Origin of the sequence: Corynebacterium sp. FDAARGOS 1242, from assembly GCF_016889985.1 — a bacterium.
GTDB classification, from domain to species: Bacteria; Actinomycetota; Actinomycetes; order Mycobacteriales; family Mycobacteriaceae; genus Corynebacterium; species Corynebacterium minutissimum_B.
In genome coordinates this window covers 2414975-2432518 of record NZ_CP069568.1, presented here as the reverse complement: position 1 = coordinate 2432518, position 17544 = coordinate 2414975, and the positions used below count along the sequence as shown (strand labels likewise).

The window sequence follows — 17544 nt, the reverse complement described above, 5'->3', positions numbered from 1 at the left end:
ACTTCGCTCCTTACTATGTTGTGGGACATGACTGTGGTGTTGTAGACGGTTGTTGAACGATGTGGTTTCACGTGAAACGACAACGCGGCCCCGCGTTATGTGCGCATTATCGACGCCGCGGGACCACGTTCATCAACCTGAGTACTGTGGGCTTCTAGAGCTGGTTACCCAGCTTGTACTCGCCCTGCTTCCACTCCGGCATCTCTTCCGAGTCTTCCTTACGGGTGTAGGAGAAGCCGTCCGCACCAATGGTGGCCTCCAGCTCGGACTCGTCTTCGCGAGCGACCAGCGGCACCGGGTTGCCATCCAGGTCGAGGACGGTGGAGCCATCGCGGTACCAGGAAGGAACAACTGGGGTTCCCCACCAGTCGCGGCGCTGGTTATCGTGAACGTCCCAGGTCACGACCGGGTTATCCGGGTCACCGGTGTAGTAGTCCTGGGTGTAGATCTCCACGCGGTGACCATCCGGATCGCGTAGGTACAGGTAGTACGCGTTGGAGACTCCGTGGCGGCCAGGGCCGCGCTCGATACGGTCAGACTCGCGCAGGGCACCCAACTTGTCACAAATCGCGATGATGTTGTGCTTCTCGTGGGTAGCAAAGGCGATGTGGTGCATACGCGGGCCATCGCCACCGGTCATGGCGGTGTCATGAACGGTGGGCTTACGGCGCATCCAGGCAGCGTAGACAGTTCCTTCCTCATCACGGATGTCCTCGGTGGTGCGGAATCCGAGCTCCTCCATGTACTTCACGGCGGCAGGAACGTCCGGGGTGATCTGGTTGAAGTGGTCGAGGCGAACGAGTGCACCAGGGATGTGGGCGTCGTATGACCAGGCCAGACGCTCACGGTGCTCAACCTCGTAGAAGAACTCGTACGGGAATCCCAGTGGGTCCTGAACGCGCACGGAGTCACCAATGCCCTTGACGAAGCCATCCTTGTTACGGCGGACCTCGCAGCCACGCGCCTTGTAGAACTCCTCGGCGAGGTCCAGGTCCTCCGGCGAACGAACGCGGAAGGAGAATGCAGCGACGGCAGCGACGGGGCCCTGTCGCAGCACGAGGTTGTGGTGGATGAACTCCTCGTAGGTGCGCAGGTAGATTTCGTTCTCGTTTTCCTCAGTCACGACGAGGCCGAGGGTGTCAACGTAGAACTTACGGGATGCAGCGAGATCGGTAACGATGATCTCCATGTAGGCGCAACGCAGGATGTCGGGGGCCTGAATGTCAGCCATGGTGGCTCCTTAGTGTGAGTTAGTAATGGGGGAGTGGAGAGGGCGCGCAGACGTTACTGGTCCTGCTTGCCAAAGACCGGGTTGTGCACCTTGTCCAGGTTGATGTGGACGGCCTGCTGATCGGTGTAGAAATCGATGGAGCGGTAGCCGCCCTCGTGGCCGAGGCCGGATGCCTTGACGCCGCCGAACGGAGTGCGCAGGTCGCGGACGTTGTTGGAGTTGAGCCACACCATGCCGGCTTCAACGTTCTGGGCAAAATTGTGGGCACGCTTGAGGTCGGAGGTCCACACATAAGCGGCGAGACCGTACTTGGTGTTATTGGCCAGCTCGAGTGCTTCTTCGTCGGTATCGAACGGGGTGATACCAACGACGGGGCCGAAGATCTCTTCCTGGAAGATTCGTGCGTCCGGCTTGACGTCAACGAAGACGGTCGGCTGAACAAAGTTGCCCTCCTCGAAGCCCTCTGGACGCTCGCCGCCGGCGGCCAGGGTGGCCTCCTGCTTGCCAATCTCGATGTAAGAGGTGACCTTCTCGTAGTGCTCCGGGTGGACGAGTGCGCCAACCTCGGTGGTCGGATCGGAAGGCAGGCCGACCTTCACGCGCTTAGCCTGCGCGGCGTAGCGCTCGACGAACTCATCGTAGATATCGCGCTGAACCAGAATGCGGGAACCTGCGGTGCAACGCTCACCATTGAGGGAGAAGACACCGAAGATGCAGGCGTCGATAGCCGTCTCTAGGTCAGCGTCATTAAACACGATGGCCGGGGACTTACCACCCAGCTCCATGGACAGGCCCTTGAGGTGCGGGGCTGCGTTGCCGAAAATGATCTGGCCGGTGCGGGATTCGCCGGTGAAGGAAATCAACGGGACGTCTGGGTGCTTGACCAGCGGGTCGCCGGCGTAACCTTCCTCGCCGAAGCCGTTGACCAGGTTGAAGACACCCTTAGGCAGGCCGGCCTCTTCAAAGATTCCCGCCCATAGCTGAGCAGACAGCGGAGTGAACTCGGCCGGCTTGAGGACGACGGAGTTACCGGTAGCAATAGCCGGGGCCAGCTTCCAGGACTCCAGCATGAACGGGGTGTTCCATGGAGTAATCAGGCCAGCAACACCAATCGGCTTGCGGTTGACGTAGTTGATCTGGCGGCCCGGAACCTTGTAGGCGTCATCGGCCTGGGCCACAATCAGATCGGCGAAGAAGCGGAAGTTTTCCGCGGCGCGCTTGGCCTGACCGTTTGCCTGCGTAATCGGCAGACCGGAGTCAAAGGACTCCCATGCGGCGAGCTTCTCTGCGCGGGTTTCCACAATATCCGCGATTTTGTTCAGGACACGTGCACGTTCACGCGGCAGAGCTTTGGCCCACGGGCCGTTCTCGAAGGCATCCTTGGCAGCCTCAACAGCCTTATCGATATCAGATGGCTTGCCTGAAGCTGCCTTGATGTAAGGCTGGTTCGTCACTGGATCGAGGACATCAAATTCCTCGCCGTCGATAGACGGAACAAATTCACCATTGATGTAGTGCAGGATCTTCTCTGGAAGATCGGTGGGCTTAGCAGCATCGTTGTTGATAGCCATGTTTAGTCCTTCTCCTTAGGTGTTTTTCTCGCGGTAACTGCGCAGTGTGGTTAGTCGGTGTTCGCGGGCCACCTTTTCTATGTAGGCAGGCTCTGCGCCTGCCTCAATCAAGTTGACCAGTCGTTCGTGTTCACGGACGGATTCTTGGGCTCTTTCTGGCACGTACCGAAATGTCGACACGCGGTGGTATTCCAACTGTTTCCATTGGTCCACCACCAAGTTCTTCAATCTCTCATTAGGGCACTTGGCAAAAAGAACGCTGTGAAATTCTTTGTTGAGCTGGGTGAATTCATCGGGGTCATGGTGGATGTCTAGTTCACTCATGCGCCGATTAATTTCCCGTGCTCGGGCTAGGTCTTCGGGTTCAAGCAGGGGCGCGGATTGGGCTGTGGCATTCGCCTCCACGGTGGCCACGATGTCCATGGACTCGTAGTAAGCCTCGCGGTTGTAGGTGGTAACACTTGCTCCTACATTGCGCTCATACGTGACCATCCCCTCCGCCTCCAGCTGGCGTATCGCTTCCCTGACGGGGACCACGCTGATATCCAGCGCTTCGGCGATGGTGGCCAGTACTAGGCGGTAGCCGGGCTCGTACTCACGGGTACGAATCTTTTCACTAATCCAGTTATAGGCTTTTTGGGATTTGCTTTCCCCAGAAGGTGCGGAAGGTGATGTCATTGATCACCTTCCTTGCTCTCATTGGCAGCCCCGTCACGGAAGGCAAGGTAGGCCTCTTTGTTCTTCCCCGTTGGTGGGAAAAGGCCATCGAGACTAGCGCCGGTTTCCACTTGGGTAGCGACCCACTCGTCTTCGTGCTCCTTGGCCAGAGCACCTTCGGCCACCTCCTTTGCCAATGCTCGGGGGATGACGATGACGCCGTCATCATCGCCAACAATGATGTCTCCTGGGAGTACGGTGGCGTTTCCGCAGGAAACAGCAATATCGCTATCCCACGGCACGTGCTTTCGGCCAAGCACGCAGGGGTGTGCCCCCTGGGTAAAGACAGGAAGACCGATCTCTCGCACGGCTTCGAAGTCACGGACACCACCATCGGTCACGACTCCAGCGGCACCGCGCACCTTCGCACGCAGAGCGAGGATGTCACCGAGGGTTCCGGAACCCGACTCTCCGCGGGCTTCGATAACGATGACCTCTCCCTCCTTGACAGTGTCAAAGACTTTCTTCTGCTCGTTCAGTCCGCCACCGTGGGACTTGAAGAGGTCTTCGCGGCCGGCGACAAAGCGCAAGGTGCGAGCCACGCCCACCATCTTGGTTCCCTTGGTTTGCGGATAAACACCTTCAATGACGGACTGGTTAATGCCCCTATTGCGCAACTGTGCCGAAAGTCCCGCCGTTGGCGCCTTTTCAAGCGCCGCCTTCAACTCTGGGTCAAGCCCACCATTATCTAGCGGTTCAAGTCCCGCACTTTCGCGGTCACCATAAGCATCTTCACGTTGCTTGTCATCCACATAGGGCAGGCTTCCCAGCTTCGTGTCGAAGTCCGCTGCTACCTCTTCAACGGTGGTCTTCAACCGGCCGGAGGTCACGCCACCTGGGATGTCTACCTCTACCTCAACGACGTCGCCCGGCTCGATGACGGAGGAGCCAGCCGGGGTTCCGGTAAGAATGATATCTCCCTCTTCGAGCGTCATGTGCTGCGAAAGGTCTGCCACGAACTGGGCGAGCGGGAAAATCAAGTCCTCATCGGACGACGTTCCTTCCTGGACAATCTCACCGTTAACCCATGTACGCAGACGCAGTGCCTTAGGGTCAATGTCCTGGGCCGGGATGAGCTCTGGACCAATAGGGGTGTAGCCATCGCGCGACTTGGAGCGGGTATTGGATCCCTTGTCCTGGACCTTGTAGTCATACAGGCCAATGTCGTTCGAGGCGGTGACATACGCGACGTGCTTCCATGCCTCCTCCAAGGAGACATGTCGTGCAGGCGTGCCGATGATTAGAGCAATTTCGCCCTCAAATGCCAACAGTTCGGTGCCGGCGGGACGTTGAACTACCTGTCCGCTTTCAGCCAGCGTGCTCGTGGCTTTGAGAAAGTAGCTCGGAGCCTTGGGCCAACGGCCTCGCTGCGCTGCGCGGGACTCGAAGGCCACGTGGACGGCGATCATCTTGCCCGGCTTGACCGGCAGAAATTCAGGTACAGCCATGAAGAATCCTTAATTGTGAACAAATCCTTGCCCGAATCGTATACTATCCCTAGCATCGCCGCAAGTGGTTCAACTCACACGACGACTCGTATATATGTCGCACCACATGTCGAAAGGAATCAACATGTCTCACACCACCGTCACGCCGACGATCTCCACGGCCGAGCGCCGTCGAGTAGTCGCCGCGACAACCATCGGTACCGCCATCGAGTGGTACGACTATTTCCTCTACGCTGCCGTCGCCGGTTTGGTGTTCAACCACCTCATGTTTGGCCCACTCGAGGGCGGTTTAGCCACCATCATTTCCTTCCTGACGGTCGGCCTATCCTTCCTCTTCCGCCCTGTCGGTGCCTTCCTTGCTGGCCACTTCGCTGACCGCCTTGGCCGCCGCGTCGTTCTCATGGTGACTCTTTTTGCCATGGGAGGTGCGACCACCCTCATCGGCCTCCTCCCCACCTACGAGACCGCCGGCGTGTGGGCACCAGTCCTGCTCATTCTCCTGCGCATTGTCCAGGGCATTTCGGCTGGTGGCGAATGGGGCTCGGCGGTGCTCATGGCCGTTGAGCACGCCCCTGATAACAAGCGCGGCCTGTACGGTGCGGGCCCACAGGTTGGTGTTCCGGCGGGCCTGCTGCTTTCCTCCGGCGTCCTTTCCATCATGAACACGATTGCGCCTGGCGACGCCTTCATGACCTGGGGTTGGCGCGTTCCTTTCCTCATTTCCATCATCCTTGTCCTCGTGGGCTACCTCATCCGTATGGGTGTAGACGAGTCCCCCGTTTTCGAAGAGATTGCCCAGCGTGAGGAGGAAGAAGCCACCAATCCCATCGGCACGCTGTTCAAGAAGTTCACTCCGCTGGTCTTCGTGGCCGCTCTCGTCTTCGCTGGTAACGGCACGGTGGGATACATGACAACCGGCGGCTACATCCAGCGCTATGCCACCGACCCTGAAGGCCCCGTAGCACTGGCACGTGGCGACGTACTCAATGCCGTCACCATCTCCGCGGCAGCTTGGGCGCTGACGACGCTTTTCGCTGGCTTCATCTCTGATCTCATTGGCCGCCGGAACACCTACCTCATTGGTTTCGTGCTCCAGGCCATTGGTGCAGCAGCCCTCTTCCCGCTGGTCAACACCGGCAGCTTGGGCATGCTGTACGCCGCCCTTCTCTTCCTCACCATTGGCCTTGGCCTGACTTATGGTGCCCAATCCGCGATGTATGCCGAGCTATTCCCCGCCTCCATCCGCGCCACGGGCGTATCCGTTACCTACGCCATTGGTTCGGTGCTAGGCGGTGCTTTCGCGCCCATGATTGCGGCTTCCTTGGTGGAAGCAACCGGTACCACCTTCGCTGTATCGGGCTACCTGGTTACCGCCTCCCTCATTGGCCTTGTGTGCACGTTCCTACTACGCGAGCGAAAGGGAATCGCTCTAGGCCCAGAGCACGAGGCAGAACAGTCCCGTGGCCACTTCATCTTCTCGCCGAAGGTGTAGAACAACCTCACCCGAGCCATTGTGCTGCAGCCGGTCATCATATATGATTCCGGAACTAAGACGCAGCTCACACATCGATGGTCTATTGAACTGAATCACCATCCATGTGCAATCTCTACCATCGCTTTACTAAGGAGTTCATAGTGCAGTTCCATCACAACGGCTACGTGTCCGAAGATCCGCGCGTTCATGAGGCCACCGGTTACGGCGTCGACCGCGCAGTAGAACTTCCCGATGAAATGGATGTACTCATCGTCGGCTCCGGTCCTGCGGGAATGATTGCAGCGGCCCAATTGGCCATGTTCCCGAGTGTCAATACCCGCATCATTGAGCGCCGCCCACAGCGACTTGAACTCGGGCAGGCTGATGGTATTCAGTCCCGTTCGGTTGAAACCTTCCAGGCCTTTGGATTCGCCAAGGAAATCACGGAAGAAGCCTACGAAATTACGGAGATGTCCTTCTGGAACCCAGATCCTGAGGACCGCTCGAAGATTGTCCGCGGCGCTCGCCCCATCGATGATGAGCATGGCATCTCGGAGTTTCCACACCTCATTGTGAACCAAGCACGCGTTCTGGATTATTTTGCCCGCTATGCCCACCGCGCACCGGGGCGCATCACGCCAGATTATGGCTGGACTTTCACTTCTCTCGAGGTAGGGGAGGGCGAGTACCCGGTCACCGTCCACCTCGAGGACGCACACGGCAATCCACGCGATGTCCGCGCGAAGTACGTCGTGGGTTGCGATGGCGCACGTTCCCGCGTGCGTAAGTCCATTGGTCGTTCGTTGAAGGGCGACCAGGCTAACCACGCTTGGGGCGTGATGGACGTTGTGGTTGATACCGACTTCCCGGATTGGCGTACCAAGTGCGCAATTCACTCGAAGGCCGGCTCCATCCTGCACATCCCTCGCGAAGGCGGCTACCTCTGCCGTGTCTACGTTGACCTCGGAGTGGTTCCCGAGGATGACAACCACAAGGTTCGCGATACGCCCATTGAAAAGATCATTGAGAAGGCCAATGAGATTTACTCGCCTTATTTCATTGACGTCAAGATGGTGGCGTGGCACTCCGTCTACGAAGTGGGGCACCGCCTGGTTGATGCCTTCGATGACAACAACGATGACCCGCGTGTCTTCCTCACGGGAGATGCGTGCCATACCCACTCTGCCAAGGCGGGACAGGGCATGAACGTCTCGATGCAGGATGGCTTCAATATTGGCTGGAAGCTCGGGCATGTCCTCGACGGTCGCGCGCCCAAGGAGCTCCTGTCCACTTATCACGGTGAGCGCCAGCCGGCTGCACAGAATCTCATCAATTTTGACCGCGAGTGGTCCACCCTGATGGCTACCCCGACCGAAGAGCTCGATGACCCTCAGGCAGTGGAAAAGTACTACGTCGCTGCGGAAGAGTTCGCCGCTGGCATGATGACGCAATATGACGAGAACCTGATTGTGGGCGATACCAAGCACCAGGCCCTGGCGGTAGGTTTCCCAGTTGGCAGGCGTTTTAAGTCCCTCGAAGTTCTGCGCCGCTGCGATGCCTTTGTGCAGCACCTAGGCCATCAACACACTGCCGACGGCCGCTACCGCATCTACGCCTTTGCTGATTCACCTAAGGCAGGGGAGAGCTCCGCGCTCAGCGCATGGGCAGAAAAGATTCCGGCAATTCTCGCTAAGTTCAATCCAGAGGGAGCCGATGAAAACACCTATTTCGATGTCAAGGTGATTTATCAGCAGACGAATCATCATGACTACGAGATCCTCGATGCGCCAGCCCTCTTCCGCCCGCGTAATGGCAAGTTCAACGTGCCCAATTGGGAGAACGTCTTCAACGCACTTCCAGACAAGGACATCTTCACCATGCGCGGCATCTCCCGCGACGGCGCCGTAGTTATTGTCCGCCCGGACCAGTACGTTGGCGCGGTACTGCCGCTTGATGACGCCAATGCGGTGGAAGAGTATTTCGCCTCCGCACTCATCAAGCGAAGCTAAACCACGTTTCACGTGAAACGACTGTGGCCCGGCTAATTGGCGGGCCCACCCTCACGTTATTGATCCTCATGCTGCCACAACGACGAGATGGGCAGCACGCGCACTGGAAAGCCATCCTGTTCCACCGTAACCGCACGTGACCCGTGATAGAGCACCACGCCCGCGCTACAACGCTCTTGGTGCTCCATACCGAATCTCAGAACGTTCTTCCACGCACGGGCATCAACGCTCAAAGCACTTTTAACCTCAACAGGCACTACACGCCCATCTGCTAGCTCGATGACGATATCAATCTCGATATCGCGTTTACGGTAGTGAGCAATCTTAAAACGCTCACGGGACCACGTTGCTTGTTTGAGCAACTCACCGCAAACAAATGCCTCAACGAGTGCACCGTAATGTTCAAAGCCTCCAGCAACGCGTGATTTCTCGACGCTAAAGCCGGTAAGGAATGCAGCTAACCCTGTATCAGCGATACTGACCTTTGGCCGCTTGAGCGCCCTGTTGCTATAGCCCACACCCCACCCAGGCGTAATGTCGATGAGATACATCATCTCAGCCAACGTGAGATATTCGCCCAGCGAACTTTCGGCGATTCCAAGGCTTCGCGCTACTTTTGACTTCACCAACTCTGCTTGAGGCTGATTGGCTATGACCCGCAATAAGGTCTCAAGATATTGGGAAAAGCGGCTGCCGTTTCCAAGCTCTCGTGAATCATGCGTGGCAAGGCGCTCAACATAGGAGCCATACCATCGTTCCTGCCTTCGACGGTCGGACCTCTTTAATGGTTCTGGGTAGCCACCTGCAATGATTGCAGAACGCAGTTCATCCGGAGCTCCTCCAGCCTCAGTCCAGCGCTCTAGCCCTTGGTAGCCGTCAACGGCCCAGGCAACCCAATCCTCCGGTTGCTTTCGCTCGGCGATTTCCCCTTGGCTGAGGCCATAAACACGGAGGGACTCTGCCCGTCCAGCCAAGGAGTCCGACACTCCGGGCAGGCGAAGCAAATCGGAGGAACCCGTGATCGCAAACCGGCCAGGGCGACGATCACGGTCAATCGACGCTTTTAAGGCCAATGCTAATTCAGGCGCGCGTTGTGCTTCATCAATCACCAATGTGCGGGAGCCGGCTTGCTCGACAAATCCCGCCGGATCGTGCCGAGCGTAGTCTAAAGCTAACGCGTCGTCGAGCGTAACGAAATGCGCCTCTTCCTCATTCAGTGCCTGGCGGAGAAGCGTGGATTTACCAACTTGCCGCGCACCTTGCACCACAAGAAGCGGGGAGTCCTCAAGGATTTCCCGCGCAATTGAAACCCCATGTCGTGGCACCTCATGTGTAAGCGTCATGTCCCGCATTTTAGCAGGTTAAAAGGCTACTCGAAGATTTACCGAAGTTTGCTCGAAGATTCACCAGCTCCTGCTCGAAGATTTTGCCAGCCAGTGTTTCACGTGAAACGCTAGCCTTATTGCAGCAGCGTCCTGTCGGACGTTGCTGCCTTAATCTTTGCGAACTCCGCCATGAGGTCTTCCACCGTCAGCTTGGCCTTCTGCTCCGCATCTGCTGAGTAGATAATCTGACCTTCATGCATCATGATGAGCCGATTGCCCACCTGGAGCGCCTGGGCCATATTGTGCGTCACCATGAGCGTGGTCAACTTGCCTTGCTCCACAATGCGCTTGGTCAAGTCAGTAACCAGCTCCGCACGTTGCGGGTCAAGGGCGGCCGTGTGTTCGTCGAGGAGCATCACATCGGGGTGAGTAAACCCTGCCATAAGCAGTGACAGCGCTTGGCGCTGACCGCCAGACAGGAGGCCCACCTTGGTCCCTAGGCGCTTCTCCAAGCCCAACTCGAGGGTTTCCAATTGCTCGACAAAGATCCTTCGGCGCGAGGCGTTAAGGCCCAAACCGAGGCCGCGCTTCTTGCCGCGCAGGTAAGCGAGCGACAGGTTTTCCTCAATGGTGAGGTTGGGCGCGGTGCCGGCCATAGGATCTTGGAACACGCGGCCGACCTTCTGTGCACGTTTGTGCTCCGGCTGCGTCGTGACATTCTTTCCATGGATGGTAATCGTGCCGGAGTCTGGGATAAGGCGCCCCGAAATGGAATTCAGCAACGTCGATTTGCCTGCACCGTTGGAGCCGATCACGGTGACGAAATCACCGGGAGCGAGTTCCAGGGAGACGTCGCGAAGCGCACGGCGTTCATTAGCGGTGCCCGGGAAGAAGGTCTTCGACATGTTTTCGACGTTAAGCATGGGCCTTGGCCTTCCTTCCACCACGCACGCGCGTCAGGCGCGGAACCAACAGAGCAACGATGACCAATAGCGCGGTGATGAGCTTCATGTCATTCGGGTTGAGGCCCACCTGCAGGGCCGCAAAGATGATGAGGCGGTAAATCACGGAGCCGAGCGCCACAGCAACAACTGCCAACCAGAGGCGGGATTGGGGGAGTACCGCCTGGCCCAGAATGACAGAGGCAAGACCCACCAGGATGAGGCCGATACCCATCGAGATATCCGCGAAGCCCTGGTACTGAGCAATGAGTGCACCGCACAGGCCCACCAGCCCATTGGACAGGGCCAGGGTCAGGATCTTGGTGAAGTCCGTGGACACACCAAAGGAGGTGATCATCTGCTGATTATCACCCGTGGCGCGCAGGGACATGCCCAAATCTGTGGAGAGGAACCACACAATGAGCAGGCACAGCGCCACCGCGCCCACAGCCAGCAAACCGACGCCCGCCCACGTGCCCATCACGGCATCGAGCGGGGTAAAAACTGAATCCTGGGTGAGCAGTGGCACGTTGGCGCTGCCCATGATGCGCAGGTTGATTGACCACAGGCCAATCATGGTGAGAATTCCCGCCAAGAGTCCATCAATACGGCCCTTGGTGTGCAGCACACCTGTAATGCATCCGGCAATGAAACCAGCACAAAAACCTGCCAGCGACGCCAGGAAAGGGTTAACCCCATTCGTAATAAGCACGCCGGCCGTCGCAGCCCCAGTGGTAAAGGAGCCGTCAACGGTCAAGTCGGGGAAGTCAAGTACGCGGAACGTCAGGTAGACGCCCACCGCCATGACTGCGTAAATCAGGCCTAGCTCAAGCGCACCGATCACAGCGTCTCAGCCTTTTCAAGGATCTCCTTCGGCACCTCAATGCCCTGTGCCATTACCGCTTCCTCGTTGATGACGTAGGTGTACTCGGAGGCAGTCTCCACCGGGGTCTTAGCTGGGTCGGCACCGTCCTGGAGGATACGCAAAGCCATCTCGCCGGTCTGGCGACCCAGCTCCTTGTAGTCGATGCCGATGGTGGCAGCGGCACCGCCCTCAACAGCGCCAGAATCTGCAGCGATGACCGGGATGGTCTTGTCGTTGGCCACCTTGATGAGGGAGGAAATGCCGGAAACCACCATGTTGTCGGTAGGGATGTAGATGGCATCCACGTCACCCAGCGCCTCCACTGCTTGCGGAATCTCGGTCACGGAGGTGACAGTCTGAGACTTCACCTCGATTCCCTTGGGCTTGGCAGCCTCAGTGAGCTGTTCCACTTGGACCTTGGAGTTGACCTCGGCTGAGGAATACACCACGCCAACGCTCTTGGCATCCGGGACGAGCTCGGTGATGAGCTCCACCTGCTCCTCAATCGGCGCAGCGTCGGAGGTACCGGTGACATTCTTGCCGGGCTTATCCACGGACTCCACCAGCTCTGCTTCGACGGGGTCCGTGACCGCGGTGAAGAGCAGCGGCTTGTCCTTAATAGACTTGCTCATGGCCTGGCCCGCTGGGGTAGCGATGGCTAGGTAGAGATCGTGTTGCGCACTAGCCATTTGCTGCGAGATAGACACAGCGGTGGCTTGCTCACCATTGGCATTCTGGATGTCGAATTCCACGTCCACGCCAGCGTCTTCGAAGGCCGCTTGGAAACCTTCTGCCGCAGCATCCAGGGAGGGGTGCTGGACCAGCTGGTTGATACCGATGGAGTAGGAATCCCCACCTCCCGAATCGCCGCCGGCGCTGTCCGACGATGACGAGCAGCCCACCAGGGCGGCAGCGCTCAGGGCGATAGCTGAGAGAGCAGCGGCAGTTTTAGAGAACATATCGGTCCTTTTCTACTCAAGAGTGACAGTAGTGACCGTTATTAAATCCTTTCTCTACCTTTCTAACCAGCGGTTTTATGAACATTTTTCTCAGGCGGGGGTGTTCTTAGACCTCCAAAAGCTATAGCGCTACAGTTTTAGAGTCGCACATCACACCCGCTAGCTGCATGTTTCCTACCTCACTGTCCACTCCTTAGGTGCGCACTGCCGTGAGACCACGGGGGTACCCCGATTTCCGTTTACCTGTACGGCGGAAGGTATTGGTGTTAAAGTCAGTGCTGTGAAGAACACATCTAACCTTTGGTGGTGGCGCGCGTAACCCGCGGGCCTCGTTGTTCTCCCATCTTTTAGAAGCCCGCAGCTGCGGGCTTTTCGGCGTTTTTCTCTCCTCAGAGCTCGCGGCAGCACACAAAGCGTTAACGAAAGACACACATTATGCCGTTGAAACATAAGCCGCACAGTGCACAGCGCACACTGGCCTACACCCCTGATGCCGCTGCGCTCTTTGATGCCCTCGCCACGCCACAGGATTCCCTGCTCTTAGAATCCGCGGACATTGAGACCAAGAAGAACCTCACCTGCATCGCCATCACCCAGGCAGCTCTGAAGGTAGTGTGCCGCGGCCAAGAGGTCACCGCCACCGCACTGACGCCCTCCGGACGCATTCTTATCGACGACCTCCGCGAGGACTTCCACTCACGCATCACGAAGGATGCCGACGACAGCATCACCTTCCGCTTTGAGCTCTCCACCGAGCACGATGAGCGCGCCCGCTTGCGTGCCACCTCCACCGCTGATGTACTGCGGACGCTGCAGTTTAGCCGCCTCTACTCGGGGGAGATGCTGCCTTTCCTGGGCGGTGGTTTCGCCTTCGATTATGTCGACACCTTCGAGGAGCTCCCACCGGTTCCGGATGGCCCGAACGAGTACCCGGATTATGAGTTTCTCGTCGCCGAGCACGTCCTCACCGTGGATCATTTAACCCAGACGGCGAAGATTGAGGGGTGGGGCGTCGATAAGCACGTGCTCGAAGAAGAACTCGACCGCGCTGCACGTACCGCACCCCTCACCCCAGCCTCACCCGCACCGCTAGGCACCGTCGCCGCGCGCGCCAACATCGATGACGCTGCTTTCCGACGCCACGTGGAACACCTCCAAGGCAACGTCCATGCTGGCGATATTTACCAGGTCGTGCCTTCCCGCGCGTTCAGTATTGCGTGCCCCGATGCTTTCGCTGCCTACCGCACGCTGCGCGAGACCAACCCCTCGCCGTACATGTTCTACATTCGCGGTACCGACCACGAACTTTTTGGCGCCTCCCCGGAATCCAACCTCAAGTACACGGCCTCCGACCGGCAGGTGCAGCTCTATCCCGTCGCCGGCACCCGGCCGCGCGGAGCCACGCATGAGCTAGACATCCGCAACGAACTGGAGATGCGCACAGACTCGAAGGAGGTGGCCGAACACATCATGCTCGTGGACCTCGCGCGCAACGACCTCGCCCGCGTCGCGGTTCCCGGCACCCGCCACGTCGCCGAGCTGCTCCACGTGGACCGCTATTCCCGCGTCATGCACCTGGTCTCCCGCGTCGTGGCCACGCTGCACGAGGACTTCGACGCCCTCGATGCCTACCGCGCCTGCATGAACATGGGAACTCTTACGGGCGCACCGAAGCTGCGCGCAATGGAACTTATCCGCGAGACTGAAGGGACTCGCCGCGGCTCCTTCGGCGGCGCCATCGGCTACCTGCGCGGTGATGGCTCCATGGATAACTGCATTGTCATCCGTTCCGCCTACGTCAAAGATGGCACGGCCGTCGTCCAGGCGGGCGCCGGTGTCGTCCGCGATTCCGTCCCCCAGTCCGAGGCCGATGAGACGGTCCATAAGGCCTACGCGGTCCTCAGCGCCATCGCCCAGGCACACCACGCATCCTTGGAGGTCATCCGATGAAACCCCACGTAGTCCTCATTGATAACCACGATTCCTTCGTCTACAACCTCGTCGATGCACTCGCCGGCTATGACACCACCGTCTTCCGTAACTCGGTCCCGGTGGAGGAGGTCCTCGCCGCTTCGCCCGACATCATTGTTCTTTCCCCCGGTCCCGGTCATCCCCGTGATGCCGGAACGATGATGCAGCTTATCGAGTCCTCCCTCGGCCGCATCCCCATCCTCGGCATCTGCCTGGGGTTCCAAGCCTTGCTCGATCACTTCGGCGGTACCGTCCAGCCGTGCGGCCCCGTTCACGGCTCTTCCATACCCATGACCTTGACCGATGCTGGTGCGCGCCACCCGGTCTTTCAAGACCTAGCCACCGATAACGAGCCGGATAATCCCAACTACGTGGGCCGCCTCGTTCCCGTGGCGCGCTATCACTCCTTGGGCTGCGCGAACATCCCTGCCCAGATGCGCAACCTGGCCGAGACCGACACAGACATCGGTCCGGTCACCATGGCGGCTGAGACTCTCGACGGCAGCGCCATCGGCCTTCAGTTTCACCCCGAGTCGCTCCTCACGCCCACCGGACCAATCATGATTGAACGCTGTATCGAACAATTTTCATCCCGCCCCACAATGGAGGAGGTCAACTAATGCCACATCATACGTCCCTAGAGACGCTTAAAGCCTATCTTGATATCTCCGAGCCCACCCTCGATGAAGCCATCGAGGTCTTCACTCCGCTGACGATGGGGGAGTATGACGATATCCATATCGCTGCTCTGCTGACTCACATCCGTACCCGCGGCGAAACTTTCGCCGACGTTGCCGGCGCCGCCCGCGCCTTCCTCCATGCCGGGCGCCCCTTCCCGGTCACCGGAAAGGGCCTCATGGATACCGCGGGAACTGGCGGTGATGGTGCCAACACCATCAACGTCACCACCGGTGCCTCCCTCGTAGCCTCCGCCGGGGGAGTGAGGATGGTTAAACACGGTAACCGCTCCGTCTCCTCCAAGTCCGGCTCCGCCGATGTCCTCGAAGCACTGGGCATCCCGCTCGACCTCGACCCCGACCGTGCCGTCCGCCAACTGGAGGCGTCGAACTTCACGTTCCTCTTTGCCCCGGCCTACAACCCGGCCGTTGCCCACGTGCAACCAGTGCGCAAAGGCTTGGGCATTTCCACCATCTTCAATACCCTTGGGCCATTGCTGAGCCCCGGCCGACCTGAAACTCAGATCATGGGCATTGCCAACCCCGCCCAAGGCCAGCTCATCGCAGAAGTGTTGAAGGAGCTCGGCCGCACCCGCGCCCTCGTAGTCCACGGTGCTGGCACCGATGAGATCGCCGTACACGGAACCACCCAGGTGTGGGAGCTTAAACACGGCACGATCAGCCACTACGAGCTAACGCCGGAAGACCTCGGCATTTCCCGCCACGAACTCTCCGATCTCGCGGGCGGCAATGGAGAGGAGAATGCCCAAGCCCTCCGTGATATCTTCGCCGGCACCGGAAAACCTGCCCATCACGATGCCATCGCTGCTGCCGCGGGAGCCATGTTCTACCTCAATGGCACTAGCGACTCGATTTCCGAGGGTGTCTCCCACGCCAACCAGCTCATCAAGGACGGCACCGTTGCCGCATGGCTGAAGAAGCACGAGGAGGCGAATTATGGCTCTGCCGACCGTGCTTGAGGGGATCGTCGCCAAGCGCCGCACCCATCTGCCCGCCATCCGTGAGCGCCTTGCCCACGTGGACCTCGACGCCCTCCCGCGTTCCGAGCGCTCCTTCTATGATGCTCTCAACGGCACCAACCGCTTTATCATGGAATGCAAGTCCGCCTCACCTTCGCTGGGCCTTATCCGCGAACACTACGAGCCGGGCGCCATTGCGCGGGTCTACTCACGCTATGCTTCCGCAATCTCCGTGCTCTGCGAGCCCGAGCGTTTCGGCGGCGACTACGACCACCTCCAAACCGTAGCCCTCTCAACCCACCTGCCGGTGCTGTGCAAGGACTTCATCATCGACCCCATCCAGGTCTATGCTGCGCGGTACTACGGCGCGGATGCCATCCTTCTCATGATGTCCATCGTCGATGACGAGACGTACGGTGAACTCAAGCAGCTTGCCGACGCCCTCGGGCTCGACGTCCTCACCGAAGCCCTCACCGAGGAGGAAGTAGCCCGTGCAGTGGCCTTCGGCGTGGACGTCATCGGCATCAACAACCGAAACCTGCATGACCTCACGATTGACGTGGGCCGCACCGCACAACTGGCGCCCCTGGTTCCGGAAGGCAAGGTTGTTGTGTCCGAGTCCGGAATTCGCAACAACCACACCGTCCGCCAGCACGGCGCCCACGCCAACGCTTTCCTTGTCGGTTCGCAGCTCACCGGGACACCCGACATCGACCGCGCCGCCCGCGAACTCGTCTTTGGCAGCAACAAAGTCTGCGGCCTCACCACCTGGTCCGCTGCGCAAACCGCTCGCGCGGCCGGCACGGTGTACGGCGGGCTTATCTTCGAGGATGCCTCCCCGCGCAATGTTTCACGTGAAACCGCGCTTGACATTATCGCTCATGAACCTGACCTCACCTATGTCGCGGTCTCCCGCCGAACCACCGGTTGGGAAGAGCTCGCCCTTGACGGCATTGACTGCTTCCAAATCCACGCGCCGTACCAAGGAAGCACAAAGGCCGAGCGTGAACTCATCAACTCCGTCCGCGCGGTAGCGGGGGAGAGGCAGGTGTGGCGCGCCATCGACATGACCGCCCCACACGGCCCCAGTCTCGCCGCCGCGCTTGCCGACGCCGCCGATCTCCTCATCCTCGATTCCGGCCCCGGCGGCACGGGCACCCCCTTCGACTGGACGACCATCCCTGACTCCATCAAGGAGAAATCGCTTCTCGCCGGCGGACTCAACCCATCCAACCTCACCGAGGCCCTCCGTGTCGGGACCGTCGGCCTCGACCTCAATTCGGGACTCGAGATCAACGGCCGCAAGGACGCTGGTCTCATTGCCCAAGCCTTCAGCCTTATTCGTCACTTTACGTATTAACCCCCAACCCAAAGGA

14 protein-coding genes are annotated in these 17544 nt (G+C 59.2%); 6 read left to right on the top strand and 8 right to left on the bottom strand.

Annotation, left to right across the window (positions count from 1 at the left end):
- Window positions 1-154: 154 nt before the first annotated feature.
- From hpaD to I6J72_RS11635, 4 genes are read right to left on the bottom strand one after another with little or no spacing between them, the layout of a single operon-like run.
- On the bottom strand, window positions 155-1231 hold the full coding sequence (gene hpaD / locus I6J72_RS11650; protein WP_204099297.1) for a 3,4-dihydroxyphenylacetate 2,3-dioxygenase: 1077 nt from the start codon (window positions 1229-1231) through the stop codon (window positions 155-157).
- A gap of 53 nt (window positions 1232-1284) precedes the next feature.
- The gene (hpaE, locus tag I6J72_RS11645; protein WP_204099296.1) at window positions 1285-2802 is read right to left on the bottom strand and encodes a 5-carboxymethyl-2-hydroxymuconate semialdehyde dehydrogenase; all 1518 of its coding nucleotides are present in this window, start codon (window positions 2800-2802) and stop codon (window positions 1285-1287) included.
- 15 nt (window positions 2803-2817) lie between these two features.
- Window positions 2818-3480, bottom strand: a complete 663-nt coding sequence (locus I6J72_RS11640) for a GntR family transcriptional regulator (protein ID WP_204099295.1) — start codon at window positions 3478-3480, stop codon at window positions 2818-2820.
- Window positions 3477-4967: a fumarylacetoacetate hydrolase family protein gene (locus I6J72_RS11635; RefSeq protein ID WP_204099294.1), complete on the bottom strand. Its 1491-nt coding sequence runs from the start codon at window positions 4965-4967 to the stop codon at window positions 3477-3479. The genes I6J72_RS11640 and I6J72_RS11635 overlap by 4 nt, the downstream gene beginning before the upstream one ends.
- Before the next feature lie 124 nt (window positions 4968-5091).
- On the opposite strand from I6J72_RS11635, the gene I6J72_RS11630 reads away from it, so the two are divergent.
- Together I6J72_RS11630 and I6J72_RS11625 are read left to right on the top strand one after the other, a co-directional pair.
- Window positions 5092-6459 (top strand): MFS transporter, encoded by a 1368-nt coding sequence (locus tag I6J72_RS11630; protein WP_204099293.1) that lies wholly within the window; start codon window positions 5092-5094, stop codon window positions 6457-6459.
- Window positions 6460-6602: 143 nt separating this feature from the next.
- On the top strand, window positions 6603-8450 hold the full coding sequence (locus tag I6J72_RS11625; RefSeq protein WP_204099292.1) for an FAD-binding monooxygenase: 1848 nt from the start codon (window positions 6603-6605) through the stop codon (window positions 8448-8450).
- Between the two features lie 56 nt (window positions 8451-8506).
- Here I6J72_RS11625 and I6J72_RS11620 read toward each other — a convergent pair whose 3' ends face one another.
- The 4 genes from I6J72_RS11620 to I6J72_RS11605 all read right to left on the bottom strand — a co-directional run bounded on the left by I6J72_RS11620 (window position 8507) and on the right by I6J72_RS11605 (window position 12540).
- Entirely contained in the window at window positions 8507-9793 is a 1287-nt protein-coding gene (locus I6J72_RS11620) for an ATP-binding protein (protein ID WP_204099291.1), read from the bottom strand.
- Between the two features lie 116 nt (window positions 9794-9909).
- On the bottom strand, window positions 9910-10698 hold the full coding sequence (locus tag I6J72_RS11615) for an ABC transporter ATP-binding protein (protein ID WP_204099290.1): 789 nt from the start codon (window positions 10696-10698) through the stop codon (window positions 9910-9912).
- On the bottom strand, window positions 10691-11560 hold the full coding sequence (locus tag I6J72_RS11610; protein ID WP_204099289.1) for an ABC transporter permease: 870 nt from the start codon (window positions 11558-11560) through the stop codon (window positions 10691-10693). Before I6J72_RS11610 ends, I6J72_RS11615 begins: the two co-directional genes overlap by 8 nt.
- Entirely contained in the window at window positions 11557-12540 is a 984-nt protein-coding gene (locus I6J72_RS11605) for an ABC transporter substrate-binding protein (RefSeq protein WP_204099288.1), read from the bottom strand. Before I6J72_RS11605 ends, I6J72_RS11610 begins: the two co-directional genes overlap by 4 nt.
- Before the next feature lie 435 nt (window positions 12541-12975).
- On the opposite strand from I6J72_RS11605, the gene I6J72_RS11600 reads away from it, so the two are divergent.
- The 4 genes from I6J72_RS11600 to trpCF are packed head-to-tail and all read left to right on the top strand — an operon-like array spanning window position 12976 to window position 17528.
- Window positions 12976-14490, top strand: coding sequence for an anthranilate synthase component 1 (locus I6J72_RS11600; RefSeq protein WP_115024179.1), 1515 nt, complete (start codon window positions 12976-12978; stop codon window positions 14488-14490).
- A complete protein-coding gene (locus I6J72_RS11595) occupies window positions 14487-15131 on the top strand; it encodes an anthranilate synthase component II (protein ID WP_204099287.1) in 645 nt (214 codons plus the stop codon). The genes I6J72_RS11600 and I6J72_RS11595 overlap by 4 nt, the downstream gene beginning before the upstream one ends.
- A complete protein-coding gene (gene trpD / locus I6J72_RS11590) occupies window positions 15131-16168 on the top strand; it encodes an anthranilate phosphoribosyltransferase (RefSeq protein WP_204099286.1) in 1038 nt (345 codons plus the stop codon). The genes I6J72_RS11595 and trpD overlap by 1 nt, the downstream gene beginning before the upstream one ends.
- Complete coding sequence (trpCF, locus tag I6J72_RS11585; protein ID WP_204099285.1) at window positions 16146-17528, top strand: bifunctional indole-3-glycerol-phosphate synthase TrpC/phosphoribosylanthranilate isomerase TrpF; 1383 nt, start codon at window positions 16146-16148, stop codon at window positions 17526-17528. Before trpD ends, trpCF begins: the two co-directional genes overlap by 23 nt.
- Window positions 17529-17544 lie beyond the last annotated feature (16 nt).

Excerpts from the sequence above, each read along its gene's own strand:
- I6J72_RS11630 (WP_204099293.1), top strand. The coding sequence starts at position 5,092 with ATGTCTCACACCACCGTCACGCCGACGATCTCCACGGCCGAGCGCCGT.
- hpaD (WP_204099297.1), bottom strand. The coding sequence starts at position 1,231 with ATGGCTGACATTCAGGCCCCCGACATCCTGCGTTGCGCCTACATGGAG.
- trpD (WP_204099286.1), top strand. The coding sequence starts at position 15,131 with ATGCCACATCATACGTCCCTAGAGACGCTTAAAGCCTATCTTGATATC.
- trpCF (WP_204099285.1), top strand. The coding sequence starts at position 16,146 with ATGGCTCTGCCGACCGTGCTTGAGGGGATCGTCGCCAAGCGCCGCACC.
- I6J72_RS11615 (WP_204099290.1), bottom strand. The coding sequence starts at position 10,698 with ATGCTTAACGTCGAAAACATGTCGAAGACCTTCTTCCCGGGCACCGCT.
- I6J72_RS11640 (WP_204099295.1), bottom strand. The coding sequence starts at position 3,480 with ATGACATCACCTTCCGCACCTTCTGGGGAAAGCAAATCCCAAAAAGCC.
- hpaE (WP_204099296.1), bottom strand. The coding sequence starts at position 2,802 with ATGGCTATCAACAACGATGCTGCTAAGCCCACCGATCTTCCAGAGAAG.
- I6J72_RS11620 (WP_204099291.1), bottom strand. The coding sequence starts at position 9,793 with ATGACGCTTACACATGAGGTGCCACGACATGGGGTTTCAATTGCGCGG.
- I6J72_RS11605 (WP_204099288.1), bottom strand. The coding sequence starts at position 12,540 with ATGTTCTCTAAAACTGCCGCTGCTCTCTCAGCTATCGCCCTGAGCGCT.
- I6J72_RS11595 (WP_204099287.1), top strand. The coding sequence starts at position 14,487 with ATGAAACCCCACGTAGTCCTCATTGATAACCACGATTCCTTCGTCTAC.
- I6J72_RS11635 (WP_204099294.1), bottom strand. The coding sequence starts at position 4,967 with ATGGCTGTACCTGAATTTCTGCCGGTCAAGCCGGGCAAGATGATCGCC.
- I6J72_RS11600 (WP_115024179.1), top strand. The coding sequence starts at position 12,976 with ATGCCGTTGAAACATAAGCCGCACAGTGCACAGCGCACACTGGCCTAC.